The following is a 24,828-nucleotide window of genomic DNA, read 5'->3' as shown; positions in this document are numbered from 1 at the left end:
GCCATGCTTGACGCAAGCCCAAACAAGACCGTCACCTTCAACCTGAACGGCGAAGATGTCACCGTGCCCGAGGGCTGGACCATCTGGGAAGCCGCCAAGGGGCAGGGGTTCACCATTCCGCACCTGTGCCACAAACCGCAGCCTGGCTATCGCCCGGACGGGAACTGCCGCGCCTGTATGGTTGAGGTGGAAGGCGAGCGCACTCTGGTCGCCTCGTGCATCCGTCCTGCGGCGGACGGGATGGTGGTGACAACCGACAGCGACCGTGCCGAGAAATCGCGCGCCATGGTCATGGAGCTGCTGGTAGCTGACCAGCCCGAGGAAGCCCACGACACCTCAAGCCATTTCTGGGACATGGCCAAGCTGAACGATGTCAGTGACAGCCGTTTCCCAGCGAAAGAGGCCGAGAAAATCCCGCTGCTGGATGATAGCCATGTTGCGATGCGCGTTAATCTGGACGCCTGCATCAACTGCAACCTCTGCGTTCGCGCCTGCCGAGAAGTGCAGGTGAACGACGTGATCGGCATGGCCGGTCGCGGTCATACGGCGCAGGTGGTGTTTGATCAGAACGACCCGATGGGGGATTCGACCTGTGTGGCCTGTGGTGAATGTGTTCAGGCGTGCCCGACCGGTGCGCTGATGCCCGCCACCGTGCTGGACGACCAGCAGAAGGGCGATAGCAAGGATTACGATAGTGAAACCGAAAGCGTCTGCCCGTTCTGTGGCGTGGGCTGTAAGGTCTCGCTGAAGGTCAAGGACGGTAAGGTCAAGTATGTCGAGGGCATCAATGGCCCCGCCAACGAAGGCCGACTGTGCGTCAAAGGCCGGTTCGGGTTCGACTATATCCACCACCCGCACCGCCTGACCAAGCCGCTGATCCGGCGCGAGGATGCGCCGGCCAAGGGTCTGAATGTCGATCCGTCCGACCTGTCGACCCACTTCCGCGAGGCGACATGGGACGAGGCGATGGATTTGGCTGCCGCCAAGCTGAAGGGCTTGCGCGATGAAGATCCGCGCAGCGTTGCAGGCTTTGGTTCGGCCAAATGCACCAACGAAGAAGCCTATCTGTTCCAGAAGTTCATCCGTCAGGGGTTCAAGCACAACAACGTCGACCACTGCACTCGTCTGTGCCACGCATCGTCCGTTGCTGCTCTGATCGAGAACGTCGGGTCCGGCGCAGTGACCGCGACCTTTAACGAGATCGAAAACGCGGATGTGGCGATCATCATCGGGTCGAACCCGATCGAGAACCACCCTGTTGCAGCGACCTATTTCAAGCAGTTCGCCAAGCGTGGTGGCAAGTTGATCGTGATGGATCCGCGCGGTGTCGGGATGCGCAAGTTTGCGGATGAAATGCTGCAGTTCCGTCCGGGAGCGGATGTCTCGATGCTCAACGCGATCATGAATGTGATCGTCGAGGAGGAGCTGTATGACAGCCAGTACATCCACCGCTGGACCGAGAACTGGGAGGCCGAGAAAGAGCATCTGCGCCAATTCACACCCGAGGCGATGTCGCCCATCTGTGGCATCGAACCCGATCAACTGCGCCGCGTCGCGCGCACCTTTGCGCAGGCCAAAGCCGGTCTGATCTTTTGGGGGATGGGCGTCAGCCAGCACATCCACGGCACGGATAATTCGCGCTGCCTGATCTCGCTGGCTCTGATGACCGGCAACGTTGGAAAACCCGGCGCGGGTCTGCATCCGCTGCGCGGTCAGAACAACGTGCAGGGGGCGTCTGATGCGGGTCTGATCCCGATGTTCCTGCCGGACTATCAGACCGTGACCGACGATGGCATACGCGCCAAGTTCAACAACGTCTGGAACTCGGACGACTTCTCGAACGAGAAAGGTTTGACGGTCACCGAGATCATCGACCAAGCCTATGCCGGCAACATCAAGGGTATGTACATCATGGGTGAAAACCCAGCCATGTCCGATCCGGATGTGAACCATGCCCGCGACGCGCTGGCCAAGCTGGACCTGATGATCGTGCAGGACATCTTCCTGACCGAGACGGCGAACTATGCTGACATCATCCTGCCCGCCTCGGCGCTCTATGAAAAGAACGGCACCGTGTCGAACACCAACCGTCAAGTGCAGCGTGTGCGCCCTGCCGTGACCCCTCCGGGTGAGGCGCGCGAGGATTGGAAAATCACGGTCGAACTGGCGCAGCGCATCGGGCTGAATTGGGATTACACAGATGTGTCGCAGGTCTTTGCCGAGATGAAACTGACGATGGAGTCGCTGGACAACATCACGTGGGAACGGCTCGAGACCGAGACAATCACCTACCCATCGCTCAGCGAAACAGACCCAGGGCAGGCGATTGTATTTGGCGATGGTTTCCCGCGTGCAGACGGTAGGGCGAAGTTCACTCCGGCCAGTGTCATCCCGCCGGACGAAGCCCCGGATGACGAGTATCCAATGATCGCCACCACAGGCCGTCAGCTTGAACATTGGCACACCGGATCAATGACCCGACGGTCCAACGTGCTGGACGCGGTTGAGCCCGAGGCGAACTGCTCGATGAATCCCCGGACGCTGAAACTGATGGGGATCGAGCCGGGCGAGACGATCCGTCTGACCACTCGTCGTGGGTCTATCGACATCATGGTTCGGGCAGACCGCGCGATTGCCGAGGATATGGTGTTCATCCCGTTCGCCTATGTCGAGGCGGCGGCGAACATCCTGACCAACTCGGCCATCGACCCCTATGGCAAAATCCCCGAGTTCAAGTTCTCGGCCATTCGCGTCGAAAAGATCGAAGACGCGATCGCGGCGGAATAATCGGAAAAGGCGGTCATAGTGACCGCCTTTTTCTTTCCTTGACAGCGGGTTAGATGCGGCCAAACCTGTCACCGCTTTGGGTGATAGAGGTTCAAATGCCGCGCCGTTTTGTCGATTTGTCCGTTCCGCTGGAAACCGGGATCGTATCCGACCCGCCGATCATGCTGCCAGCGATCGAATACCTGACCCACGACCAGACCGCAGAACAGGTCATGTCTTTCTTTCCCGGCCTGAGGAAGGATGATCTGCCGGGGGGTGAAGGCTGGGCCATCGAGCGCCTTCAGATCGCGACCCATAACGGCACCCATCTGGATGCGCCGTATCACCACCACTCGACGATGAATAACGGCGAACGCGCGATAACCATCGACGAGGTGCCACTGGAATGGTGCATGAAGCCGGGCGTGAAGCTGGATTTCCGGCATTTCGATGACGGTTATGTTGCGACAGCCGCCGATGTCGAGGCCGAGCTGAAGCGCATAGGCCATGATCTGCAACCACTGGACATTGTGATCGTCAATACGTCAGCGGGAACGCACTATGGTCAGCCGGACTATCTGATGAAAGGCTGCGGTATGGGCCGTGAGGCGACGCTGTACCTGACGGAACGCGGTGTGCGCGTGACCGGCACGGATGCCTGGAGCTGGGACGCGCCTTTTGCCCTGACAGCGCAGGAATACGCTGAGACGCAGGATGCCTCGGTCATCTGGGAGGGGCATCGCGCCTCGATGGAGATCGGGTATTGCCACATGGAAAAGCTGACCAACCTGGAAAACCTACCGCCGACGGGGTTTGAAATCTCGTGCTTTCCTTTCAAGATCAAGGGCGCGTCGGCAGGATTTGTTCGGGCCGTTGCGATCTTTGAGGAGGACCCAGATGACTGAACCCCTAAGCGGGCATGACGGCCCCTATGACGCGCCGGTTGAAATTCGGGGTTTCAGGGTGCTGCCGGAATGGATCGATTATAACGGCCACATGAATGTGGGTTACTACGGTGTGGCCTTTGATCTTGCGCTGGAAAAACTGATGGTCGAGCATCTGGGCCTTGGCGAAGTGCAAGTGGCGGCTTTGGGGCAGGGACCATACGTCCTGCAATCTCATATGACTTTCCTACGCGAGGTGCAGGAGGACGAACCTTTCTTTTTTCGGATTCGCTTACTGGATGCGGACCACAAGCGGGGCCATTATTTTGCGCAGATGCTGTCAGAAAACGACGGAGAAGTTTGCGCCACCCAAGAGGCGTTGTTCATGAATGTCAGCCATCAGACCGGGCGTTCGGTCGCCTACCCGGACTGGGCGGCAGAACGGCTTGCCAGAATGGTGCGGGATCACGCGGGGTTGGACGCAGCACCGCAGGTCGGGCAAGCGATAGGGATACGGCGCGCTTAGTAGTCGCGTTCAAAAAATACCCCGACGCCTGTTTCCCCGCGCCCGTCTACTGTTCCGCGAACGGTGAAATTGTCGGTCACGTCGAGGTTCAGGTTCACCTCGGTATCGCCTTCGGTGTTCACGGTGAAATCGGTGTATAGATTGTCACTCAGATAAGCCCCCGCGCCCAATCGACCCGCGCCGCCTTCGGTTGCGCCGATGTCGATTGTGTCAACTCCGGTTGAATCCCGTACACCCTTTGTTGCATCTCCGCCCGCGCCACTGAGCTGCGCCAGAGACGCGGCCATTTGTGCAATGACAAAGGGCGACAATTCGGAAAAACGGTTGCCGAACAGAAGCATGGCCAGCGCTTCTTCGGCCGGGCGTTCGGGGTCAGAAAAGACATCTACCTCTGGCGCATCCAGTGGACCGGCAATTTCAATGGTCGCTGTTCCGTCCGAGGTGCTGGCCGAGGATTCAAACTCGATATAAGGCGTCAGATCGCCTTGCAGGGTCACTATGCCTTTGGTCAGCGCCAGCCTGCGCCCGAGAATGTCAAAATGGCCCCGGATCAGTTCTATCTGCCCGGATGGAACGACCGAGGACGTGGTGCCGCCAATGAACAGCCGTCCGCCAAGCTCGGCGTTCACCCCTCGTCCGCGCACAAACACCGCCTTGGGCGCAATAAGCGAAATATCAAGCGCAATGCGGGAATCGTTCTGAGTTGTCTTTTCCTTGGCGACCAGTCCGGCATGTTCTCGGGTCACTAAGCTGGCCTGGCTTTCACCTATGTGTTGGATGTCCGGGATCGGAGCCGCACCAACGGCCCCGGATGCTGCGGCCAGATTGATGTTTGTCTCATCAAAGGTGATTTGCCCGGCGATCGAGCTGTTGCCAGCCAATGCGCCCGACATTGCGATTTGGCCATTGAGGGTGGTGTCGTACAATAATTGGTCGGTCAACACGAGACTGTTGAGCGTCGTTGTAATATTTGCGTTGAAAGGCGGGGTAAGGTCCACCGGTCCCGCAACCGTGAAATTGCCGCCAGCCCTTGGGCCGCCGCTCAGTGAAATCGTGGCGCGGCTTTGGGCCAACTCAACTGAGCCGCTTATTCCCGTAATCGTTTGCCCGACACTAGGAATCGCCAGTGACGTGCCCGACGTGGTGATTGATCCACTGACGGCTTCAAGTGCCGGTTTTCCTTTCACGGCCAGATCAAACCGGGCCGTGCCTTCGATCTTGTTGGGCGAGATGAACAGGTTGGCAATGCCGATGTTGACTCCACCCACGGCTTTCAGGTCGGCTTCGCCTGATGTCTCGTCAAACGTACCGGACACCTGACTGTTGATCTCTGCCGGACCTTCGGCGGTGGCGTCGATTGTCCAGACGCCGTTGTTGCGTTTCGCTGTGCCGGTGGCGGCGATCGTGCCGGGGAAGTCCGGGGCGAACCGCTCAATCCGGTTTAGCTTGGCGTCAAAGTCCAGATCAGCCGTTCCGTCTGAATCCACGGACCCTTCCAGTGACGCGTAGGAACTGTCCGGGCCGCGCAGATTTGCCGTCCCCTCCAGGCCGGACGTTGTGGGCGCAACATTCCCCTCCAGTGTCAGGGGGCCGGTCAGAGTCTGTGTGATCCGCGCGACATCGTCCAGTTGAACAATATAGTCCAGCCCGCCCGCCTCACGCGCGATCTTGCCAGACGCATTGGCAGAAATGGCCGGACCTTGCAGGCGGAAATTACGGACCTCCAGACCCTGTTCCCCATTTTGGGCGTCCACAGTCAGAGTCGTGCGGCCTTTCACAAGCTTGTCGACAAAGTCCATGCCGACCTGAATGTCATCGGCGTCCAGATTGCCCTGAATATCAAAGGCGCGGGACGCCAGGTCTCCGCTGCCTTGAAAATTGGCGGTCACGGAACCAGTCAGGTCTTGGCCAGCCAGCCCCGAGAATAGGGATAGGTCTGGCACATCAATGCGCGCCTCGCCTTCGCCGGATGGCTCTCCGGTCGGGTCAGTCACGGTGGCCTGTACCTGCGCGCTCAGGGCTTTGCCATTCACAGTCGCGTTGCGAATCTCGATCTGATTGGCCGAACGCGCGCCGTCCCATTGAATCGTGGTTTGCCCTGCCAAAAGCGGATCGATGTCAGCTATGCCAGTCCGAAGGTTCCTGCCGACCACACTTGCGGTGCCGTCAAACTCCAGCGTTTGCACGGTGCCGGTGCCGTCGACCTCAGCCCGTACTGAGCCACCAAGATCGCGCTGCGCCAGACCCGAGAAAACAGACAAATCCGGCGCATTGACCCGCGCTTGTCCGTCGATCGTCAGGTTTCCATTTGGCGTCGTGACCACCCCGTTTGCCTGCGCCTGTGCCGCTGCGCTGTTCAGTTCAAAGGACCGGATCGTAATGCCGTCAGACCCGCGTTTGCCGTCCAGAGAGATCGTGGTTTCCCCGGTGATCACCGGATCAATATCGTCGCGCCCGGTGGCCAGATCGCTGCCGTCTACAAATAGCGTCCCGTCGAAACTGCCCTCAAGCGGCGATCCTTTCCCTTCGACCCGCGCCGACACCTGCCCTTTGAGGTCAAGATTGGCGATCTCCGAAAACCGTGCCAGATCGGTTGCCTCAAGCGTCGCCGTTCCATCCACGGTCAATCCGCTTGTTAAACCGTCAATTAGCGCATCCAGCGCCAGCGCATAGTCAGCGCCGATCAGTTCAAACCCTGACAGGTTCAGGGACTGATCGCTGCCATAATCGAATTGCCCGTCCAGCGTGACGCGCTGGCCGACAGCTGTGTTCAGGGCCGGATCGGTCAGGTCGATACCAGTGACACTGGCCTGAACATCCCCGCTAACGGCCAGAGCCTCGCCTTGGTCCAGCACGCCCTGCGCACTGATGCGCGCGTTTTGCAGATTGGCCTGAGGCGACTTGAATGCGTTTGCTGTCAGGCTCAGATCCCAGAGGTTTCCGTTCTTCTGGTCGTACAGAGCGGAAATCTGCGCCGCCTCAATAGATGTCTCACCGCCTGCGACCGGCAGCACCACGGCTTCACCGACGGGCGGTGTGATACGGCCCTGAAGGGCAGCCAATTGGAGCGAGCCGCCTTCGGCCAGTTGCAACTCACCCTTTAGGTTCAGCGCCTGTGTGGTCAGTTCAAGATCCGACACCTCAAGCGCGCCTTCGGGTTTGGTTTGTCCGTCCACGAACAAGCGCGTGTCTGTTCCAAAGAATGGGTCAATCTCGGGGGTCAGAAACGGCGTCAGGTCGCCGCTCAGATCGGTCGTAAAGGCGATCCCTTGCTGCGCGCCACCATCGGCTGCGCGTAAGCGCACCTGACCCGTCACGCGTTGTTGGTTGTCGCTGCTTAACCCGATATCGGCTGTGAAATCGGTAACCGGTCCCGATCCCTTGGCCGTCAGGCCAATCGGGGGGCTGTCCGGGATTTTCAGGGCGGTCGAAATCAACCCGCCTGCGGCCTCGGTCACTTGCAGGTCCAGATTGATCTCGCTTGTGGCGTTTTCAAATCCTGCTGTCAGCTTGACCTCATCCCCTGCGCGGTCCAGCCGGGTTATGTCCAGCAAGGTGTCTAGCGTTCCGTCCGCCAGAGACAGGTTGCCGTTGACCGAGAGGTCCGCAGCGACCCCGATCAGAGGTTCGCCCAGAGACAGCTCGTCAATCCTGATTTCTCCGATTTCAATCGCGACGGGCAGCTCCGGCAGTTGGAAGGGCTGCGTTTCGACCGAAGCTGCCGGTTCCTCCGTGGTGGTTGCGCCGGGTGCGCGGGTGATGTCGATTTCCTGCGCCGTTAGTGAATTGACCGAAAACCGACCACGGATCAGGGCCAGACGGTTCCAGTCAAGCTGCGCGTCCTTGATGGTCAGCCAGACGCCTTCGTTGTCCGCTATGGTAATTTCCTCGATCGTCGCACGCGCGCTCAGTGCACCCTGAAGGCCGGTCACGGTCACATTCTGATTGTCGCCCGACAGCGTGTCCTGGAGAAAGTTCTCCAGCATGCTGCCGCCGCCATCTTCCTGCGCGATCACGGGCGGCGCGGTCAGAATAAGCGTCGCGGTCAGAACAGGATATGAGTATCGCCGTATCAAAATGCCTGTCCGATCCCGATATAAAACTGCAGGCCATCCCCCGTATCGCCCTGTACAGGGACGGCGAGATCAAGGCGCAGCGGGCCAAATCCACCAAGGTCATACCTGACACCCAGCCCCGCACCGGAATGAGATGCCGCGGCGCTGGTCACGAAAGACGAGGAGTCCACGACACCATAGTCGTAAAAACCTACCAGCGATATTGCTTCGGTCACCTTTCCGCGTATCTCACCGGACAAACCAAGGAACGACTTACCCCCGGCAACTTCATTCCCGACCGGGACGCCAAGGCTTTCATATGGTTGCCCGCGCACGGTACCTGCGCCGCCCGAGAAGAACAGAAAACTCGGAGTTACACCGTCCAGCGGAGGGCCGATAACCGATCCGATCTGGACCCGGCCGGCCAGAACGATGCGGCCTTCGGTGTTGAGGCTGGTATAGCTGCGTCCGTCAAAGAAAAACCGAATACCGGTTTCTGTTCCCGATAGCCCGACGAAGGGCATGACATTGGAATCCAGATAAAACCCGCGTGTGGCGCTGACCTTGCTGTCGCGCTGGTCCCACTCTGACCGTGCGGGGATGATGAAATACTGGAACTTGCGACCGTCTCCAAAGGCGTCATCGGCGTTGGACCACAAGAACCCGGCCGAGGCTTCGGCATAGAGGCGGTCAGAGAAGGTGCGACGCGCACCGTAGGCCAGAGACGTGACCGTCACGTTGTAGTTTTCGGTGTTTCGACGCTCGATCAGGGCGCTCCAGAATGTGTTGTCGTCTGGACCCAGCCTGTCGGGTTGATCCAGACGAAGACCGATGCGCCCGTCCAAATCCTCGGCCCCGCCAATATTGCGCAGCGCGGCTTCAAAGCGCAGTCTTTCCGCACGCCGGAACACGTTGCGGTGCGTCCATGTCGCGGTCACGTCGATCCCATCGCGCGAGGCGACCTCGAACCCGAAAGTCAGGCGGCGTTTGGGCAGGTCTTCAAAATGGGCGTCAAAGTCCAGCGTTCCGTCCGGGTTTGGAGCTTCTCTTTCTTCGATGGAAACCACATTGAAGGTGCCGGTCCTGCGCAAGCGGGTTCCGACCTTTTGAACCTGTTCGGGTGAGTAAACCTCGCCCGAGGGGAAGCCGGCAATTTTCTCGATGGATTCATGGCGCACGTCCGAGTCGCCCTTGATGAACATTTTGCCGAAGGTCAGGCGCGGCCCCGGTGCCAGATCAACGCGCGCATCCAGCCTAGCCTGCGCGTGTCGCGCAATGACTTGCTGGTCCTCAACCCCTGCCTTGGCGTGACCCGCGTCGCGCCAACCCTGCACACCAGCAGACGCGGCGCGCTGGATGGCGCCAGTTGTCGCCAACTGCCCCGTTGCAAAATCCTCGGGCAGCTCGGTTTCAGGGGCCAGCGGATCAACGACCGCCTCGCCAAACTTAAAGCTGGGGCCGGTGTTGACCGTAATGACCGCTCGATTGATCTGAGCCGGAACGCTGAGCGAGCTGATCTCGGCTGCTTCCGCTCCGTCAAGTTTTATGCTGACGACCGGGCTGAAATACCCTTCGTCGTAAAGAATCTGAACAATCGTGCGGTAATCCGACAAGGCTGCCGACAGGATTTCCAGCGGAGTGTCCAACCCGCGAGACTCTGCTGTTGCAACGGAAGACGTTTGTTCGATCCGTTCGACCAGCTCAGCAGGCGCGCCGGGTGCGGTCAAAGTTGTTTCAAGCGCGGCAAGAGAGGTTGGCAGCAAGGTGGCCAGCGTACCAATAAGGCAATTCCTCACAACGGTGCGCCGCCCGGTTCCCTGCATCTTATGGCTCCAACTGCCTCAAGTCGAAATCAATGTCGCCGTCTTGTGCAAAGCGACGGCCCGTTAACTCTACGTTAGAGCATCAAAATTCGCGCAGGGAAGAAGTTTATTTGGAAAAGCCGTAGAATTAGCAGTTTGTGTGTTCGACCAGTCCCGGCTTTAGGAATCCACGTTGCGGAACCACCGGATGATGGCTTCGCGGTCCTCTGGCTCCATATACGTGACATTTGCAGGTGGCATGGCGTGGCTGACACCCGCCTGCAGGTAAATTTGCTTTGCGTTGCGGGCGATGTCACCTTCGGTTTCCAGCAAAACGCCTTTGGGTGCCCAAAGGATACCCTCCCACACCGGCTCACGGGCATGACACATCGAGCATCGGCCCAAAACGATGTCATGAGCTTCTTCAAATCCATCTGCAGCCGCAAACTTCTGCTCATACGGCGTAAGGGGCTGTGTCTCGGCCTCCTCCAGTGGTTTGTACATCGGTGCGGTGGACAGCCACATAATCGCGATGAACAGCAAGGCAGTGACCAGCCAGGTCCACGTGGGATCACCAGCGCGGGCATGGCGCGTGTTGAAGTAGTGGCGGATCGTGACGCCCATCAGAAAGACCAAAGCAGCGATGATCCAGTTGTATTCCGTCGCAAAGGCCAGCGGATAGTGGTTCGACAGCATCAGGAACACGACCGGCAGCGTCAGATAGTTGTTGTGGGTCGAACGCAGCTTGGCAATTTTGCCGTATTTCGGGTCCGGAGTGCGGCCGTTTTTCAGGTCGTCCACAACGATGCGCTGGTTCGGCATGATGATGAAGAACACGTTCGCGGTCATGATCGTCGCCGTGAATGCGCCCAGGTGCAGCATCATCGCACGGCCTGTGAAAATCTGGTTGTAGCCCCAGCCCATGGCCACCAGCAGTACGAAAAGCAGAACCATCAGCAGGGTTGGCCGTTCACCCAGACCCGATTTGCAGAGAAAATCGTAGATCAGCCAGCCGACAGTCAGCGATGCGGCCGAGATCAAAATGCCCTGCCACAAGGCAAGATCAGCCTTTTCCGCGTCCACCAGATAAAGCTCTCCGCCGACCCAATAGACGATCATCAAAAGGGCCGCACCGCTGAGCCAGGTCGCGTAGCTTTCCCATTTGAACCAGGTCAGGTGATCGGGCATCCGCTCGGGCGCGACCAGATATTTCTGGATGTGGTAGAAACCGCCGCCGTGGACCTGCCATTCCTCACCATCCGCTGGTCCGGGGATGTTGCGGTTCAGACCAAGGTCCAACGCAATGAAATAAAAGGATGATCCGATCCAGGCGATTGCGGTGATAACGTGCAGCCATCGCACGGCAAATGCCATCCAGTCCCAGAACACGGCGAAGTCGTACATGAAAGGTCTCTCCGATTGATTGCCGCCACACTAGGCAAACAGGCTTTTCTTCGGTATTCCCGTATATTGTCAAACTGTATCAAAAAAAACGAAAAGATGTCCTATCTCGACAATATCCGAACCTTCGTCAGGGTCTATGATCTGGGCAGCATGTCTGCCGCTGGTCGGGACCTGCGCATTTCGCCTGCGGTGACGTCGGCGCGGATTTCCCAGCTTGAGGATCATCTGGGTGTCCGGCTGTTCCAGCGCACGACGCGCAACCTCAGCCCGACCGAGCAGGGGCGGGCGTTTTATCCCGGCGCGGTGGCGGTTCTGGATGCGGTTGACGAGGCCGAGGCGCAGGTGGTTCACCTGACCGAAGCGCCGCGCGGATCGCTGTTCGTCGCGGCGCCGCTGGGTGTCGGGCGCAGGCTGCTTGCACCGCATGTACCTGACTTCCTTGAGGAATACCCCGAGATCGACGTTCGGTTGCGCCTGACAGACCGATCCGTTGACCTGACGACCGAAGGGCTAGATCTTGCGTTTTTCATAGGTCAACCGGAAGACAGCACCCTCCGCATCCGAAAGATCGCGGATTGTCAGCGGGTGCTTTGCGCAGCCCCGGACTATGTAAAAAGCCGCGGTATGCCAAAAGCCGGAGCCGACCTGATTTCGGAAAAGCACGAATGTCTGAAACTACGGTTTCCGGGAGCTACAGAGTTTCAATGGCTGCTGGATACGCCCGAAGGCCCAAAGCGCTTTGCTGTAACAGGTCGGTTTGAATGTGACGACGGGGACGTTCTGACGGATTGGGCGCTGTCAGGGCAGGGTATTGCAATGAAGCCCGTCTTTGAGGTCGCGGATCACCTGAAGGCCGGGCGTCTTGTACCCGTTGCCACAGACACGCCGCCGGTTTCGGTCCAGATGGCGTGTCTTTATACGCACCGCAGGCATCAGGACCCAAAGGCGCGGTTGTTCATGGACTTCATGATTGCCCGGATCGGGGACGTTGTCCGCAATTCAGAGGTTTGATCCCTCAACTGCCGCGATAGGTTGAATACCCGTAGGGCGACAGCAACAGCGGCACGTGGTAGTGCGCTTCGGCATCGGACATACCGAACCGAATGGGAACTTCGTCCAGAAACAGCGGTTCTTCTGCGGACTGGCCGGTTGCACGTAGATAGTCACCGGCGAAGAAAACCAGTTCATATGTGCCGGTCTTGAAGTCTTCTTTCGGCAGGATCGGGCTGTTTGTGCGCCCGTCCTCGTTGGTTTCGGTCTCGGTCAGTTTGCTTCGGTTCCCTCCCGTGATTTCGTACAGCGCAATTTTCAGCCCTTCTGCCGGGCAGCCGCGCGCGGTGTCCAGAACATGGGTGGTCAGATAACCTGTCACGGGAATCTCCTAATTTCTAATCGTCTCATTGGTTTGCTGTTGCTTATCACACATAGCGCACATGTTTTGTTTGACACAGTCTGGTTTGAATTCCGAAACTTTGGGAATGCCGAAAGAAATGGAAACAGCGTTCGGATTGATTTGATAATCATCTCTACGTTTCTGCGGTAAAGCGTAGGTAATGTGACAAAGACAAGACGGAAGACATCATGCAGCCCCCTCGTTATCCCCGCGACATGATCGGATACGGAGCCAACCCACCAGACGCCAAATGGCCGGGTGGGGCGAAACTGGCGGTTCAGATCGTGCTGAACTACGAAGAAGGCGGCGAGAACTGTGTGTTGCACGGAGACGCCGCGTCCGAGGCGTTCCTGTCCGAGATCGTCGGAGCCGCCCAGTGGCCGGGACAGCGCCATTGGAACATGGAGTCGATCTATGAATACGGATCGCGTGCCGGGTTCTGGCGCTTGCACCGGCTGATGAAGGACTTGCCGATCACCGTTTACGGTGTCGCAACGGCCTTGGCCCGGTCGCCGGATCAGGTGGCCGCGATGAAATCCGCAGGCTGGGAAATCGCAAGCCACGGCCTCAAATGGGTTGAACATAAAGACATGCCCGAGGACGAAGAGCGCGCCCAGATAGCCGAGGCGATCCGTCTGCACACCGAGGTTGTCGGTGAACGCCCGGTGGGGTGGTATACAGGGCGCTGTTCCGAAAACACCGTGCGGCTGGCCGCCGAAGAAGGCGGCTTTTCCTACGTGGCTGACACCTATGCTGACGATCTGCCGTACTGGATGAATACCGGTGGGCGGGACCAGTTGATCGTACCTTACACGCTGGATTGCAATGATATGCGTTTTGCCACGCCGCAGGGGTTCAACTCGGGCGATCAATTCTATGCGTATCTCAAGGACAGTTTCGATGCGCTTTATGCCGAAGGCGAAGCGGGTGCACCCAAGATGCTGTCGATCGGGCTGCATTGCCGTTTGATCGGTCGTCCGGGTCGGGTCATGGCCCTGAAGCGGTTCTTGGATTATGCGCAGGGGCATTCGGATGTTTGGTTCGCGACCCGCCAGCAAATCGCCGAGCATTGGGCGGAGCAGCATCCTCCTGTTTCGCGGGCCAAACCGTCTGAGATGGACCGGGACGCTTTTGTTGCAGCCTATGGCGGGATTTTCGAGCACTCTGCCTGGATCGCTGAACGTGCCTACGAGTTGGAACTGGGGCCGGCCCACGATACGGCGGGTGGCTTGCACAATGCTCTGGCTCGCATGTTCCGATCCGCCTCGGAACCAGAGCGGCTGGGCGTCTTGACGGCGCACCCGGACCTTGCGGGCAAACTGGCACAGGCCAAGCGGTTGACGCAGGAAAGTACATCCGAGCAGGCATCGGCCGGATTGGACGCGCTGACGGATGCCGAACGCGACGCTTTCACGGATCTGAACACGCGCTATACGCAGAAATTCGGATTTCCCTTCATCATTGCGGTGCGCGACCACAACAAGGCTTCGATTCTGGATGCGTTCCAGCGCCGGATCGAACAGGATCGAGACACGGAATTCGCCGAAGCCTGTCGTCAGGTCGAACGTATCGCCGAGTTCCGGTTGCAGGACGTTCTGCCTTCATGAAGCGGATTACGGCAACCCCTTTGACACCCGCTGCATTCGCGCCTTTTGGGGATGTGATCGAGGTCGCAGGCGACCCGGACAAGATCATTAATCAGGGTCAGTGCGGCCGGTTCCATGATCGCGCCGCGCTGGATTTTTCGGACGGCCGTGCTGGGATCAGCCTGTTCAACGCCAACCCGCGCGCCCTGCCATATCAGTTGGATCTGGTAGAGCGGCATCCCGATGGCAGTCAGGCCTTCATCCCCATGACTCATCAGCCTTTTCTGGTCATCGTTGCCCCGGACGAGAACGGCAAGCCGGGCGAACCGGTGGCGTTCATTACCTCTCCGGGGCAGGCCGTGAACTATTGCAAGGGCACGTGGCACGGCGTTCTGACACCACTGCACGGCCCCGGCCTGTTCGCGGTTGTCGATCGGATCGGCACTGGCGCCAACCTTGAGGAATTTTGGTTCGACACGCCCTACGAAGTCGTGTCGTGACCGTTGAAGCCGCAGGATAAGCGGCAGGACCCCCGTGAACCTGACAGAGAGGACAGTAACTCATGGCTGACACTTCAATAGGGACCCTCGAACAGCTTCGGGACCCGAACTATACCCCAGCTTTGCACAAGGCGGTTCCGCTGGGCATCCAGCACGTCTTGGCGATGTTCGTATCCAACGTTACCCCCGCGATCATCGTTGCTGGGGCGGCGGGTTTCGGCTTTGGGTCCAACTCGCCGGACTTTCCTGAATTGCTGTACCTCATCCAAATGTCGATGCTGTTTGCCGGTGTCGCGACGCTGTTGCAGACAGTCACGCTGGGGCCAGTCGGTGCCGCGCTTCCGATCGTGCAGGGCACCAGTTTTGCCTTTCTTCCCATCATGATCCCGCTGGTCGCGGGCAAAGGTGTCGATGGTCTGGCGGCTTTGTTCGGCGGGGTGATCGTGGGCGGTTTGTTCCACGCTTTGCTGGGCACGGTGATTGGCAAAATCCGCTTTGCGCTGCCGCCATTAGTCACCGGGTTGGTGGTGACAATGATCGGTCTGGCGCTGGTCAAAGTCGGTATCCAGTACGCAGCCGGAGGTGTTCCGGCCATTGGGACGCCAGAATATGGGTCGGCCCTGAATTGGTCGGCGGCTCTGGTCGTGATCATCGTGACGCTGGCGCTGAAGTTCTTCACGCGTGGGATGCTGTCTGTGTCGGCCGTCCTGATTGGCCTCGTTGCTGGCTACGCATACGCCCTGATGGTCGGGATGGTCACGTTCGAGGCGATCGGCACAAGTTGGGATCGCGCGGCCTCCTTCGCGTTGCCGGTGCCATTCAAATATGGGTTCGAGTTCTCGTTCGCGGCGATCATCGGTTTCTGCCTGATGGCCTTTGTGTCGGCGATTGAAACGGTGGGCGATGTGTCTGGTGTCACCAAGGGTGGGGCAGGGCGCGAAGCCACAGACAAGGAAATCGCCGGGGCCACCTATGCGGACGGTTTCGGATCAGCCTTGGCTGGCGTGTTTGGCGGTCTGCCGAATACCTCCTTCAGCCAGAATGTCGGGCTGATCGCCATGACCGGTGTCATGAGCCGCAGCGTCGTCACGATTGGCGCGCTGTTCCTGATCCTGTGCGGTCTTGTGCCCAAGGTTGGGGCGATCATCCGTACCGTCCCCATCGAAGTGCTGGGCGGTGGCGTGATTGTCATGTTCGGGATGGTCGTCGCTGCCGGTGTTTCGATGCTGTCTGACGTGGACTGGAACCGGCGCAACATGGTGATCTTTGCGATCTCACTGTCGATCGGATTTGGCTTGCAGCTTGAGCCCAACGCGGTTCAGCACCTGCCTGACACGCTGGGCATCCTGATGAAAAGCGGCCTACTGCCTGCGGCGCTGATCGCTATCGTCCTGAACCTGATCCTGCCGCACGAACTGGCGGATGAGGCGACCGAGGAAGTCTCGGGCGGGATGTCCGGGCATGGGTCGGGCAGTTTGCCGGGCGAATAGTCAAAAGAAAGCGGATCGCAGCGTTCTGCGGTCCGCTCATCCTCGGGCCATTAAGTGCGCCACGTCCAGCATCCGGGCTGAAAAGCCCCATTCGTTGTCATACCACCCGAAAACACGGACTTGGTTTTCGCCGATCTGACGTGTTTCGGGGCCAGCGATGACCAGAGACTCGGGGCGCGTGCGCAGGTCGGACGAGACCAGCGGCTCGTCCGTCCAGCCTAAGACTGGCGAGGATGACACCGCCGCGCGCAATTCTGCATCGAACGCCTTGGGTGTCATGCCCCGTGCCAGAGTCACAACCAGATCAACCGCCGAAACACTGGCCGTCGGAACCCGAACCGCAGCACCGGAAATGCGACCTGCAAGGTGGGGCAACACCTCGTCAATCAGATGCGTGGCGCTTGTGGTGGTCGGCACCATTGACAATGCCCCCGCGCGAGACCGGGCCAGATCGCCGCGCGGCGCGTCAACCATCGGCTGGCTGTTGGTATAGCAATGGATCGTGGTCATATGCGCCGAGGCCACGCCCCCGATCTGATCCAGAACCTTGACCAAGGGCGCAAGCCCGTTGGTCGTGCAGGACGCGTTCGATACGATCCGAGCCGTGCCCAGTTGATCTTCGTTCGCGCCCAGAACAATCGTGACCTCAGTTGCGGGGGAAGGGCCAGAGATCAGCACCTTGCTTGCCCCTGCAGTTAGACCCTGACTTGCCACGTCCGAGGTTCTGGCAACTCCGGTACAGTCCATCAGGACATCTACGCCGGTCAAGTCCACCTGTGACAAGTCCGAACTGTGCGTGACCGTGATCGCGCGCCCGTCTACCACCAGTTCTGCATCACCTTGCGTAACCGTGCCGGGGTAGGGGCCAAACGTGCTGTCGTATTTGAACAGATAGGCGCAGGTCTCAAGCGGTGCGATATCGTTGATCAGCACCAGCTCAACGTCGTTGTCCTGCGGCTTTGCCAGAAGCTGCCGCAGGATCGTGCGGCCGATCCGACCGAATCCGTTAATCGCGAGTTTCATGCGCAAGCTATGGCAGCGCGTTGCGCCGACCTCAATGCCCGTTTGATCCCGGGGTCAGTTGCAGCTGACTTGCGAGAAGAACTGCCCCGAGATGTTCTGATACATGCTGCCGATAATCGGTCTGCATCCCGTGGCCTGCTGAATCGCGGCAGCGGCCTGAAGCGTACGCAGGCGCGGTGGCGGGCCAAAGGGGTTCAGATTGTTGTTATCCCGCGTCGCGCGATACACGACCGGCGTATCCGATATCTGCGTCACCGCCCAGGTGCGGCTCATGACGAAAACCTGTTTGGTTTCTTCCTTGGCGACAACAGGGGTTGCCTGAAAAGCAGTCAGGCCAACTGTTGCCGCCAGTGCCAGCATTGATCCGCGCAGTACCATTGAACAATCTCCAGTGCTAAAAACAGGTGTTATTTCACCAGATTCAAGCGCTTCTGTGAAGCCCCGCGCGGGAAAAAGCCGATTTGCCATCAACGTTTGGTTAAAGACAGCGGCATGTGCCGGTTCACGTCCTTGTAAAGCAGATAGCGGAATCTGCCCGGTCCACCGGCGTAACAGGCCTGAGGGCAGAAGGCGCGTAGCCACATGTAATCGCCTGCCTCGACCTCGACCCAGTCCTGATTCAACCGGTAGACGGCTTTGCCCTCTAGTACATACAAGCCATGTTCCATGACATGTGTTTCAGCAAACGGGATGACGCCGCCGGGCTCAAACGTCACGATGTTGACGTGCATGTCGTGGCGCAGGTCCTGAGGGTCCGCGAACCGGGTTGTGGCCCAGCGTCCTTCGGTTCCGGGCATGGGGATCGGCGCAACGTCGCGCTCATTCGTGATGATCGGGTCTGGGGCCGGCAGGCCGGGGACAGCTTCGTAGGCCTTGCGAACCCAATGGAATCGCGCGGTTTCATCGGCGCGGTTGTGCAGGGTCCAGTCCGATCCGGCCGGAATATAGGCGTACCCGCCGGTTTCAAGGACGTGGACAGCCCCGTTCAAGGTCAATGTAACGGCCCCTTCGACCACGAACAGAACACCCTGTGCGTTTGCGTCTGTTTCGGGCCGGTCGCTGCCGCCGCCGGGCTGCACCTCCATGATGTACTGAGAGAACGTCTCGGCAAAACCGCTGAGGGGGCGGGACAGAACCCAAAGGCGGGTGTTTTCCCAGAACGGCAAATAGCTGGTTACGATGTCCCGCATCGTGCCCTTCGGGATCACGGCATATGCGTCGGTGAACATGGCGCGGTCGGTCAAAAGCTGATCCTGACCGGGATGACCGCCGGTTGGCGCATAATATGTTGGCTGTGCCATTTCGTGCCTCTCACTCGTGTTTCGGGCACTATGGTGGGATTGCACTTTCGCCTCTAGCGGCAGAGTCGCAATAGGTTTGTTCGGGATTATTTGAAGGTCGCAAGGGGACTTGGCCGCCCATTGCAGGCGGTATAGTCTGATTGGCGAAGTCATTTCAGAAAGGCGAGGTGTTTATGAAACCTCATGCGTTCACAGCATTGGTCTTTGCAACAATTGTATGTGCGGGAACTGCCGTTCACGCGAAACCATTGTCGAGAATCATCGCGGAAATGGGGCTGAGCCCGGCAGACTTCAATGTGGTGAATGCGACAGCGGATTCGATGCTGGCAAATGGTGCGCCTTCGGTGGGCACAGAACGCAATTGGTCCAATCAGGACTCGGGGTCAAAGGGAACCATCCGTGTCCGCGACGTGCGTGACAATTGCGTGCACTTTCAACACTTCATCCAACCCGAAGGTACGGACCAGACGCGTGAGGTCAGAACCCGCAGGTGTCAGGACGCAAGCGGTGCCTGGATTCTGACGCCCTGACAAAAGATCAATACCCGCGCATGCGGTCCACTTCATGCAGCAGGGGTTTACCGCCCGTCAGACGTTGAAAATTCTCGGCCACATCCCCTAGTGCTTCTCCTAAATGCCAACCCGAAACATGCGGGGTGATCATCACGTTCGGGTGGGCCCATAGCGGGCTATCCGCTGGCAATGGCTCCGTGCATGTAACGTCGAGAACCGCGTGTCCCGGCGTGCCCTTGTCCAAAGCCGAGATCAGCGCCGTTTCGTCAATCAGATCACCCCGACCAGCGTTCAGCAGTTGGCTGCCCGGCTTCATGGTCGCCAACATTTTGGCATCGAACAATCCGATGGTCTGTGGGGTCGACGGCAAGATCGCACAGACATGGTCGCATTGGCCCAACAGTTCGGGCAAGGCCGCATCTCCATGCAGGCACGTCACTCCATCAAGTTGTTTGGGTGAGCGGCTCCAGCCCATGACGTTAAACCCGATCGCACGCAGCATCAGAGCGCTACGCGCACCGATATGTCCCAAGCCCAGAACCCCGACAGTTTTCTCGGGTGTATAAACCGGTGCCTTGGGCAGCCATTCAGCGTTGCGCTGGGACGCCTCGTGAAATGAGACGTGTCGCTGTTGGTGCAGGATATAAGTCACAAACCACTCGGCAATGCCCTGCGCTGGAGCATCCGGTTTCAGACGTGCGACGCGAATGTGGTCGGGCAGGTTCGGATTGCCAACAATCGTCTCCACCCCGGCACCCAGTTTTTGAACAAGTTGCAGGTTCGGAAGTTGTTGATGCTGATCATCTTTCAATCCGACGACGGCGATCATCGTGATGTCGCTGGCGTCACCGATTGAGTCCCGAGTCCTCACGTCCAGACCGGGGTGCAATTCCCGGATTTCGCGGGCAATGTCGCTGTCGCTTATCCAGTCGGACAGCCCTGTTTCGATCAACAACGCCATTTGGCCCTCCATTTGTAGCTATTTGTTTCAGGTGACGTATCGTCACCCAACTGGACATCGTGACGGCAGCTAAGTCATTCTCGGTTCAAAGGTAAAGCCCGGACACCGGGTCGGAGGAAGAAAACCCATGAATATGTCATTCGGCCTGCGGGATGAGAACAACGAGCTGTTGCAGCGTGTCAAAGACATGATCCGCGATGAGATCATGCCACTGGAGGAGGAGTATCACGCGGAAATCGGTAAGGGGGACCGTTGGCAGTACACAGAGCGGCAGGCTGAAATCCTTGAAGGCTTGAAAGCAAAGGCCAAGGCTGCCGGTCTGTGGAATTTTTGGCTGACAGACAGCGACAAGGGGTTTGGTCTGTCCACTGTTGAATATGCTTATTTCGCCGAGGAAATGGGAAAGACGCCTTTGGGCGCAGAGGTGTTCAACTGCTCGGCCCCTGACACTGGCAACATGGAAGTGTTCGAGCGTTACGGATCGGACGCGATGAAACAGGAATGGCTCAAGCCGTTGTTGGAAGGCGAAATCCGATCTGCCTACCTGATGACTGAACCCGAGGTGGCGTCTTCGGACGCGACGAATATCGCCATGTCCTGCAAGTTGGATGGCGACAGCTATGTTCTGAATGGCGAAAAATGGTGGTCGTCAGGCGCAGGGGATCCGCGTTGCAAGGTCTATATTGTGATGGTGAAAACCGGCGGAGATGAACTGCCGGTTCACCAGCGTCAGTCCATGATTGTTGTTCCCGCCAACACGCCTGGAATTGAAATCCTGCGCCCGATGGAGGTTTACGGTCACGACGACGCCCCACACGGGCACATGCATATCCGGTTTACCAACGTACGGGTTCCGGCAGAGAATATCTTGCTGGGCGAAGGGCGCGGGTTTGAGATCGCGCAGGGCCGTCTCGGGCCGGGTCGTATACACCACTGTATGCGGGCAGTCGGGCAAGCCGAAATCGCGTTGGAGAAAATGTGCAAGCGGGCGCTGCAGCGCGAGGCATTCGGCAAGAAGCTGGCGCAGTTGGGTGCAAATTTCGACATCATCGCCGAATGCCGGATGGAAATTGAGATGGCGCGCCTTCTGTGCCTGAAGGCCGCATGGTACATGGATCAGGGCGACGCGCGCGCAGCAGCGCCCTGGATCAGCCAGATCAAGGTCGTGGCGCCTCGGGTCGCGTTGAAGGTGATCGACGAGGCCGTGCAGATGTTCGGCGGGCAGGGCGTCAGTCAGGACACTCCGCTTGCCTCGGCCTGGACACATGTGCGGACGCTGCGTTTGGCAGACGGGCCGGACGCGGTGCACCGCCGTCAGGTCGCACGTACCGAGTTGAAAAAATACACTCAGGAAAAGGTGTGAAGACAGGAATGGACGGCGATCGCGACCTGAGCCAAGAGGCGTTTTTTCAACTTCGCTCGGACGGAGTATTTGTCGGCAACGAAGCGGCGCGCGGTCCTTGGTCTGCTGACCATTGTCACGCCGGGCCGGTCACCGGGCTTGTTGCGCGCGCCGCAGAAACTGAGGTCGGGCCAGACAAGATGCTGACCCGGCTGACGATTGACATGTTGCGCCCGATGCCGCTGTCCGGGCTGCGCGTGGCAGCAGAGACCGAGCGTCACACGAAGACCATGGCAACGACACGTGTCACAGTGCATGATCTGGACGATACCTTGTGTGCCAAGGCGACAACTATGCATCTGGTTCGCCGGGACTTGGGCGCGGTTCCGAATGTGTCTATGGACCCACCTGAACTGGAGGGGGCGGTGTCCGGCCTCTTCCCGATTGGCGAGACGCGCCACAAGCTGACCGGTTTCGCCCACTATTCCGAGGTTCTCTATCCGAAAAACAGCACCCCGGGGCCGGGCCCCAAGGCGATCTGGATGCGCACCCCGTCGTTGCTGCCGGGGGAAGCTCAGTCCCCGATTCAGGCGCTTTGCCCCTTGGCCGATTGCGCCAACGGGATTTCTTGGAACGCGCCGACGACTGAGATGGGGTTTATGAATACGGATCTGACCGTGCAGATTCATCGTGAACCTGTGTCGGATTGGCTTGCTTCTGATTCCGTCTGCCACTGGCAGCCTTCAGGAATCGGAATGTCTCAGGCGGTGCTGTATGACACGGAAGGTCCGATTGGCGCGGCGTTGCAAACGCTGATCCTGTTTCCGCCCACCTGATTGATGGTCGGAATCCGCGTGCTTGTTGCGAAACGCATTGCCCGACGGGGGCGGGCATCCTATCTTCTGCTCATGCGTTGGTTTGTAACTCTTTTGGCTTGTATGGTGCCGATCCCGGCATTGACCCACCCTCACGTCTTTATCGACACGGGGCTGGAGTTCATCTTGGATGACACCGGCAATCTGACACATGTGCGCGTCACCTGGGCTTATGATGAGTTTTATTCTCTTTTGGTTCTTGAGGATATGAAGCTGGATCAGGATGCGGACGGCGTTCTGACCCCTGCCGAGGAAAGTTTTCTTGCGGGTTTCGATGCGCAGTGGGTCGAGGGGTATAACGGCGATCTCATAGTGTGGGCAGATGGCACACAAGTTGCCTTGTCCGGCCCGTCCGAGGCGTCAGCCACGACCGAGGATGGCCGTATCGTCACGACCCATCTCAGGGCGGTTGAGGGCGCAGCGGTATCAGCGGCAAACCTGACGGCCAAAGCCTTTGATGAAACCTATTACACCGCCTACGAAGTAACGCGTCCCGTTACCGTGTCCGGGTCGCAGTCCTGCCAGATTGACCGGATCGAACCGGATATTGACGGGCAGTTGGCTCAGATGCAGGCGTTCCTGCGCACCTTGGACGCCGACTACGACCTTGAAGAAAATGATATCCCGCTCGTCGGCGAAAACTTTGCGACCGAGATCCGTATTTCATGTCCAAATACCTGATTGTACCGGTCGCTCTGGCCATTGGTTTGTTGCTTTGGTTCTGGGGCAGCGGGGGCTTCGACCAGCTTGCTGCTTGGGCGGCCGGTGAGCAGCGCGCTTTCCAGAACCAGATCGCCCGCTCTTTGAGGGCCGCCCGTGCCGAACAGCCCGAGGCTGTCGCGACCTTGCTGACCGTTTGTTTCGCCTATGGGTTTTTCCATGCCATCGGTCCGGGGCACGGCAAGGTGTTAATCGGAGGGTACGGTCTGGGTCGCCGCGTCGCATTCTGGCGCTTGTCGGCGATCAGCGTGTTGTCGAGTCTGGGGCAGGCCGTGACTGCCATCGTTCTTGTCTATGCAGGTGTTCTGGTGTTCCAGATGTCACGGGAAAGCCTTGTGGGAACGACCGAGCAGGTCATGGCGCCTATAAGCTATGGCGCCATCGCTGCAATCGGGTTGTGGCTGGTATTCCGAGCCTTGCGGAGCTTTGCAAGGCGGCACAAGTCCCAGACATCCCATCACAGTCACCATCATCACGACCACGGCGACCACCATCACGCCCATCATCACCATGACGGCGAAGTCTGTTCGGATTGCGGCCATCGCCACGGCCCCACCGCCGAGGAGGTGGCCAATGTCGGTAACCTGCGCGAGGCGCTGATCCTGATCGCCGGTATCGCGGCACGGCCCTGCACTGGCGCTTTGTTTGTGCTGATCCTGACGTGGCAGATGGGCATCGCGATGGTGGGGATCGCAGGGGCGTTTGCAATGGCACTGGGAACGGCGATGGTCACGACTCTGGTCGGCTGGACCTCACTGGGTCTGCGCGGTGGATTGCTGGCCTCGGCCTCGGCCACACGGTTCGCGCAAGTGCTGGCCCCGACCATCGAACTGGTTGCGGGGCTGATGATTGCCGTTATTGCCAGCGGATTGTTGTTGCGCGCTATGTGAGCTCGTTAAAAACCGGTTGAGGGTAGCCGACCCGCGCCAGATAGAGCCCCTGCGGTGGGCATACCGGACCACAAGCCGCGCGGTCAGCCGCTTGCAGGGCGACACGCACATCTTCGGGTGTCCATGCCCCCGCGCCAACACGTTCCAGCGTGCCGACAAAGCTGCGCACCTGATTGTGCAGGAAAGACCGTGCGCGGACGTGAAAGTGGATTTCGGGGCCGGAAAAGCCCTGAACCTGTTCAACGCGCAATTCGTCCAGAGTTTTGACCGGGCTGGCAGCCTGACAGATCGAGGATCGGAACGTCGTAAAGTCATGGCGGCCGATCAGCATGTCTGCGCCTGCTTGCATGGCATCCACATCCAGCCTGTGGTTGATCTGCCAAACCTGCCCGGCGTCATGGGTTGCGGGCGCGCGGCGCATCAGGATGCGAAACAGATACTGACGTTCCACAGCGGAAAATCGGGCGTGCCAGTCATCCTCGACCCGTGCGGCTTTCATGATCGCTACGGGCTGCGGTTTCAGGTGATAGTTCAACGCTTCTGACAGGCGGAACGGGTCCCATTCCTTGGTCAGGTCGCAATGGGCAACCTGACCCAGCGCGTGCACCCCGGCATCCGTCCGGCCGGCGGCGGCAATCGTGTGCGCACCGGGCTGGATACGCGACAACGCCTGTTCGATTGCCCCCTGAACGGAAGGCAGCTCTTTTTGCCGCTGCCATCCGGCGAACGGCTCCCCTTGGTATTCGACTTTCAGTGCGTATCTTGGCATGGGCTGCTGGTAACGCGCCGCACCGCAAC

Annotated in this window: 21 protein-coding genes; 12 read left to right on the top strand and 9 right to left on the bottom strand. The window is 59.1% G+C overall.

Annotation, left to right across the window (positions count from 1 at the left end):
- Positions 1-3 precede the first annotated feature (3 nt).
- The 3 genes from fdhF to ACR0B7_RS04080 all read left to right on the top strand — a co-directional run bounded on the left by fdhF (position 4) and on the right by ACR0B7_RS04080 (position 4,176).
- Positions 4-2,787, top strand: coding sequence for a formate dehydrogenase subunit alpha (fdhF, locus tag ACR0B7_RS04090; protein WP_170484449.1), 2,784 nt, complete (start codon positions 4-6; stop codon positions 2,785-2,787).
- Positions 2,788-2,882: 95 nt separating this feature from the next.
- Positions 2,883-3,671 (top strand): cyclase family protein, encoded by a 789-nt coding sequence (locus tag ACR0B7_RS04085; protein WP_170484451.1) that lies wholly within the window; start codon positions 2,883-2,885, stop codon positions 3,669-3,671.
- Positions 3,664-4,176 carry a thioesterase family protein gene (locus ACR0B7_RS04080; RefSeq protein ID WP_170484453.1) on the top strand — a complete coding sequence of 171 codons (513 nt, stop codon included), beginning with the start codon at positions 3,664-3,666 and terminating at the stop codon, positions 4,174-4,176. Before ACR0B7_RS04085 ends, ACR0B7_RS04080 begins: the two co-directional genes overlap by 8 nt.
- On the opposite strand, the gene ACR0B7_RS04075 is transcribed toward ACR0B7_RS04080, so the two are convergent.
- The 3 genes from ACR0B7_RS04075 to ACR0B7_RS04065 form a co-directional block, all read right to left on the bottom strand.
- Entirely contained in the window at positions 4,173-8,252 is a 4,080-nt protein-coding gene (locus ACR0B7_RS04075; protein WP_480680950.1) for a translocation/assembly module TamB domain-containing protein, read from the bottom strand. The genes ACR0B7_RS04080 and ACR0B7_RS04075 overlap by 4 nt on opposite strands.
- On the bottom strand, positions 8,249-10,054 hold the full coding sequence (locus tag ACR0B7_RS04070; RefSeq protein WP_170484455.1) for a BamA/TamA family outer membrane protein: 1,806 nt from the start codon (positions 10,052-10,054) through the stop codon (positions 8,249-8,251). Before ACR0B7_RS04070 ends, ACR0B7_RS04075 begins: the two co-directional genes overlap by 4 nt.
- A 159-nt stretch (positions 10,055-10,213) precedes the next feature.
- On the bottom strand, positions 10,214-11,437 hold the full coding sequence (locus ACR0B7_RS04065; RefSeq protein ID WP_170484457.1) for a urate hydroxylase PuuD: 1,224 nt from the start codon (positions 11,435-11,437) through the stop codon (positions 10,214-10,216).
- A gap of 96 nt (positions 11,438-11,533) precedes the next feature.
- On the opposite strand from ACR0B7_RS04065, the gene ACR0B7_RS04060 reads away from it, so the two are divergent.
- Positions 11,534-12,448: a LysR family transcriptional regulator gene (locus tag ACR0B7_RS04060; protein WP_170414214.1), complete on the top strand. Its 915-nt coding sequence runs from the start codon at positions 11,534-11,536 to the stop codon at positions 12,446-12,448.
- Between the two features lie 4 nt (positions 12,449-12,452).
- Here the strand turns inward: ACR0B7_RS04060 and uraH are convergent, their stop codons facing one another.
- Positions 12,453-12,809 carry a hydroxyisourate hydrolase gene (uraH, locus tag ACR0B7_RS04055; protein WP_170484460.1) on the bottom strand — a complete coding sequence of 119 codons (357 nt, stop codon included), beginning with the start codon at positions 12,807-12,809 and terminating at the stop codon, positions 12,453-12,455.
- A 209-nt stretch (positions 12,810-13,018) separates the two neighbouring features.
- Between uraH and puuE the strand changes: the two genes are divergently transcribed.
- The 3 genes from puuE to ACR0B7_RS04040 all read left to right on the top strand — a co-directional run bounded on the left by puuE (position 13,019) and on the right by ACR0B7_RS04040 (position 16,406).
- The gene (gene puuE / locus ACR0B7_RS04050; protein WP_170484462.1) at positions 13,019-14,437 is read left to right on the top strand and encodes an allantoinase PuuE; all 1,419 of its coding nucleotides are present in this window, start codon (positions 13,019-13,021) and stop codon (positions 14,435-14,437) included.
- Positions 14,434-14,916: an ureidoglycolate lyase gene (locus ACR0B7_RS04045; RefSeq protein ID WP_170576698.1), complete on the top strand. Its 483-nt coding sequence runs from the start codon at positions 14,434-14,436 to the stop codon at positions 14,914-14,916. Before puuE ends, ACR0B7_RS04045 begins: the two co-directional genes overlap by 4 nt.
- Positions 14,917-14,978: 62 nt before the next feature.
- On the top strand, positions 14,979-16,406 hold the full coding sequence (locus tag ACR0B7_RS04040; protein ID WP_170484466.1) for a nucleobase:cation symporter-2 family protein: 1,428 nt from the start codon (positions 14,979-14,981) through the stop codon (positions 16,404-16,406).
- 36 nt (positions 16,407-16,442) lie between these two features.
- Here ACR0B7_RS04040 and ACR0B7_RS04035 read toward each other — a convergent pair whose 3' ends face one another.
- The 3 genes from ACR0B7_RS04035 to ACR0B7_RS04025 all read right to left on the bottom strand — a co-directional run bounded on the left by ACR0B7_RS04035 (position 16,443) and on the right by ACR0B7_RS04025 (position 18,730).
- Positions 16,443-17,429: a glyceraldehyde 3-phosphate dehydrogenase NAD-binding domain-containing protein gene (locus ACR0B7_RS04035; RefSeq protein ID WP_170484468.1), complete on the bottom strand. Its 987-nt coding sequence runs from the start codon at positions 17,427-17,429 to the stop codon at positions 16,443-16,445.
- A gap of 54 nt (positions 17,430-17,483) precedes the next feature.
- Positions 17,484-17,807: a hypothetical protein gene (locus ACR0B7_RS04030; protein ID WP_170484470.1), complete on the bottom strand. Its 324-nt coding sequence runs from the start codon at positions 17,805-17,807 to the stop codon at positions 17,484-17,486.
- Between the two features lie 89 nt (positions 17,808-17,896).
- The gene (locus ACR0B7_RS04025) at positions 17,897-18,730 is read right to left on the bottom strand and encodes a bifunctional allantoicase/(S)-ureidoglycine aminohydrolase (RefSeq protein WP_170484472.1); all 834 of its coding nucleotides are present in this window, start codon (positions 18,728-18,730) and stop codon (positions 17,897-17,899) included.
- Positions 18,731-18,978: 248 nt separating this feature from the next.
- On the opposite strand from ACR0B7_RS04025, the gene ACR0B7_RS04020 reads away from it, so the two are divergent.
- Positions 18,979-19,260 carry a hypothetical protein gene (locus ACR0B7_RS04020; RefSeq protein WP_480680945.1) on the top strand — a complete coding sequence of 94 codons (282 nt, stop codon included), beginning with the start codon at positions 18,979-18,981 and terminating at the stop codon, positions 19,258-19,260.
- Positions 19,261-19,267: 7 nt separating this feature from the next.
- On the opposite strand, the gene ACR0B7_RS04015 is transcribed toward ACR0B7_RS04020, so the two are convergent.
- Positions 19,268-20,203: a 2-hydroxyacid dehydrogenase gene (locus ACR0B7_RS04015; protein ID WP_170484476.1), complete on the bottom strand. Its 936-nt coding sequence runs from the start codon at positions 20,201-20,203 to the stop codon at positions 19,268-19,270.
- 127 nt (positions 20,204-20,330) lie between these two features.
- On the opposite strand from ACR0B7_RS04015, the gene ACR0B7_RS04010 reads away from it, so the two are divergent.
- From ACR0B7_RS04010 to ACR0B7_RS03995, 4 genes are all read left to right on the top strand, one after another.
- Positions 20,331-21,566, top strand: a complete 1,236-nt coding sequence (locus tag ACR0B7_RS04010) for an acyl-CoA dehydrogenase family protein (protein ID WP_170484478.1) — start codon at positions 20,331-20,333, stop codon at positions 21,564-21,566.
- Between the two features lie 8 nt (positions 21,567-21,574).
- The gene (locus tag ACR0B7_RS04005) at positions 21,575-22,381 is read left to right on the top strand and encodes a thioesterase family protein (protein ID WP_170484480.1); all 807 of its coding nucleotides are present in this window, start codon (positions 21,575-21,577) and stop codon (positions 22,379-22,381) included.
- Positions 22,382-22,453: 72 nt separating this feature from the next.
- Positions 22,454-23,101, top strand: coding sequence for a DUF1007 family protein (locus ACR0B7_RS04000; protein ID WP_170576697.1), 648 nt, complete (start codon positions 22,454-22,456; stop codon positions 23,099-23,101).
- On the top strand, positions 23,086-24,030 hold the full coding sequence (locus ACR0B7_RS03995; protein WP_170570017.1) for a HoxN/HupN/NixA family nickel/cobalt transporter: 945 nt from the start codon (positions 23,086-23,088) through the stop codon (positions 24,028-24,030). Before ACR0B7_RS04000 ends, ACR0B7_RS03995 begins: the two co-directional genes overlap by 16 nt.
- Here ACR0B7_RS03995 and truA read toward each other — a convergent pair.
- Complete coding sequence (gene truA, locus ACR0B7_RS03990; RefSeq protein WP_170484487.1) at positions 24,023-24,799, bottom strand: tRNA pseudouridine(38-40) synthase TruA; 777 nt, start codon at positions 24,797-24,799, stop codon at positions 24,023-24,025. The genes ACR0B7_RS03995 and truA overlap by 8 nt on opposite strands.
- Positions 24,800-24,828 lie beyond the last annotated feature (29 nt).

Source organism: Ruegeria sp. BB6, assembly GCF_056539385.1.
Note: the sequence above shows the minus strand (reverse complement) of the source record. Positions and strands in the feature narration are given on the sequence as shown.

Bases quoted from the DNA above. Each gene is read 5' to 3' on its own strand.
- ACR0B7_RS04010 (WP_170484478.1), top strand. From the start codon at position 20,331: ATGAATATGTCATTCGGCCTGCGGGATGAGAACAACGAGCTGTTGCAG.
- ACR0B7_RS04035 (WP_170484468.1), bottom strand. From the start codon at position 17,429: ATGAAACTCGCGATTAACGGATTCGGTCGGATCGGCCGCACGATCCTG.
- ACR0B7_RS04070 (WP_170484455.1), bottom strand. From the start codon at position 10,054: ATGCAGGGAACCGGGCGGCGCACCGTTGTGAGGAATTGCCTTATTGGT.
- ACR0B7_RS04085 (WP_170484451.1), top strand. From the start codon at position 2,883: ATGCCGCGCCGTTTTGTCGATTTGTCCGTTCCGCTGGAAACCGGGATC.
- ACR0B7_RS04000 (WP_170576697.1), top strand. From the start codon at position 22,454: ATGCGTTGGTTTGTAACTCTTTTGGCTTGTATGGTGCCGATCCCGGCA.
- ACR0B7_RS04005 (WP_170484480.1), top strand. From the start codon at position 21,575: ATGGACGGCGATCGCGACCTGAGCCAAGAGGCGTTTTTTCAACTTCGC.
- ACR0B7_RS04060 (WP_170414214.1), top strand. From the start codon at position 11,534: ATGTCCTATCTCGACAATATCCGAACCTTCGTCAGGGTCTATGATCTG.
- ACR0B7_RS04015 (WP_170484476.1), bottom strand. From the start codon at position 20,203: ATGGCGTTGTTGATCGAAACAGGGCTGTCCGACTGGATAAGCGACAGC.
- puuE (WP_170484462.1), top strand. From the start codon at position 13,019: ATGCAGCCCCCTCGTTATCCCCGCGACATGATCGGATACGGAGCCAAC.
- truA (WP_170484487.1), bottom strand. From the start codon at position 24,799: ATGCCAAGATACGCACTGAAAGTCGAATACCAAGGGGAGCCGTTCGCC.
- ACR0B7_RS04080 (WP_170484453.1), top strand. From the start codon at position 3,664: ATGACTGAACCCCTAAGCGGGCATGACGGCCCCTATGACGCGCCGGTT.
- ACR0B7_RS03995 (WP_170570017.1), top strand. From the start codon at position 23,086: ATGTCCAAATACCTGATTGTACCGGTCGCTCTGGCCATTGGTTTGTTG.
- ACR0B7_RS04040 (WP_170484466.1), top strand. From the start codon at position 14,979: ATGGCTGACACTTCAATAGGGACCCTCGAACAGCTTCGGGACCCGAAC.
- ACR0B7_RS04030 (WP_170484470.1), bottom strand. From the start codon at position 17,807: ATGGTACTGCGCGGATCAATGCTGGCACTGGCGGCAACAGTTGGCCTG.
- ACR0B7_RS04065 (WP_170484457.1), bottom strand. From the start codon at position 11,437: ATGTACGACTTCGCCGTGTTCTGGGACTGGATGGCATTTGCCGTGCGA.
- ACR0B7_RS04045 (WP_170576698.1), top strand. From the start codon at position 14,434: ATGAAGCGGATTACGGCAACCCCTTTGACACCCGCTGCATTCGCGCCT.
- ACR0B7_RS04025 (WP_170484472.1), bottom strand. From the start codon at position 18,730: ATGGCACAGCCAACATATTATGCGCCAACCGGCGGTCATCCCGGTCAG.
- fdhF (WP_170484449.1), top strand. From the start codon at position 4: ATGCTTGACGCAAGCCCAAACAAGACCGTCACCTTCAACCTGAACGGC.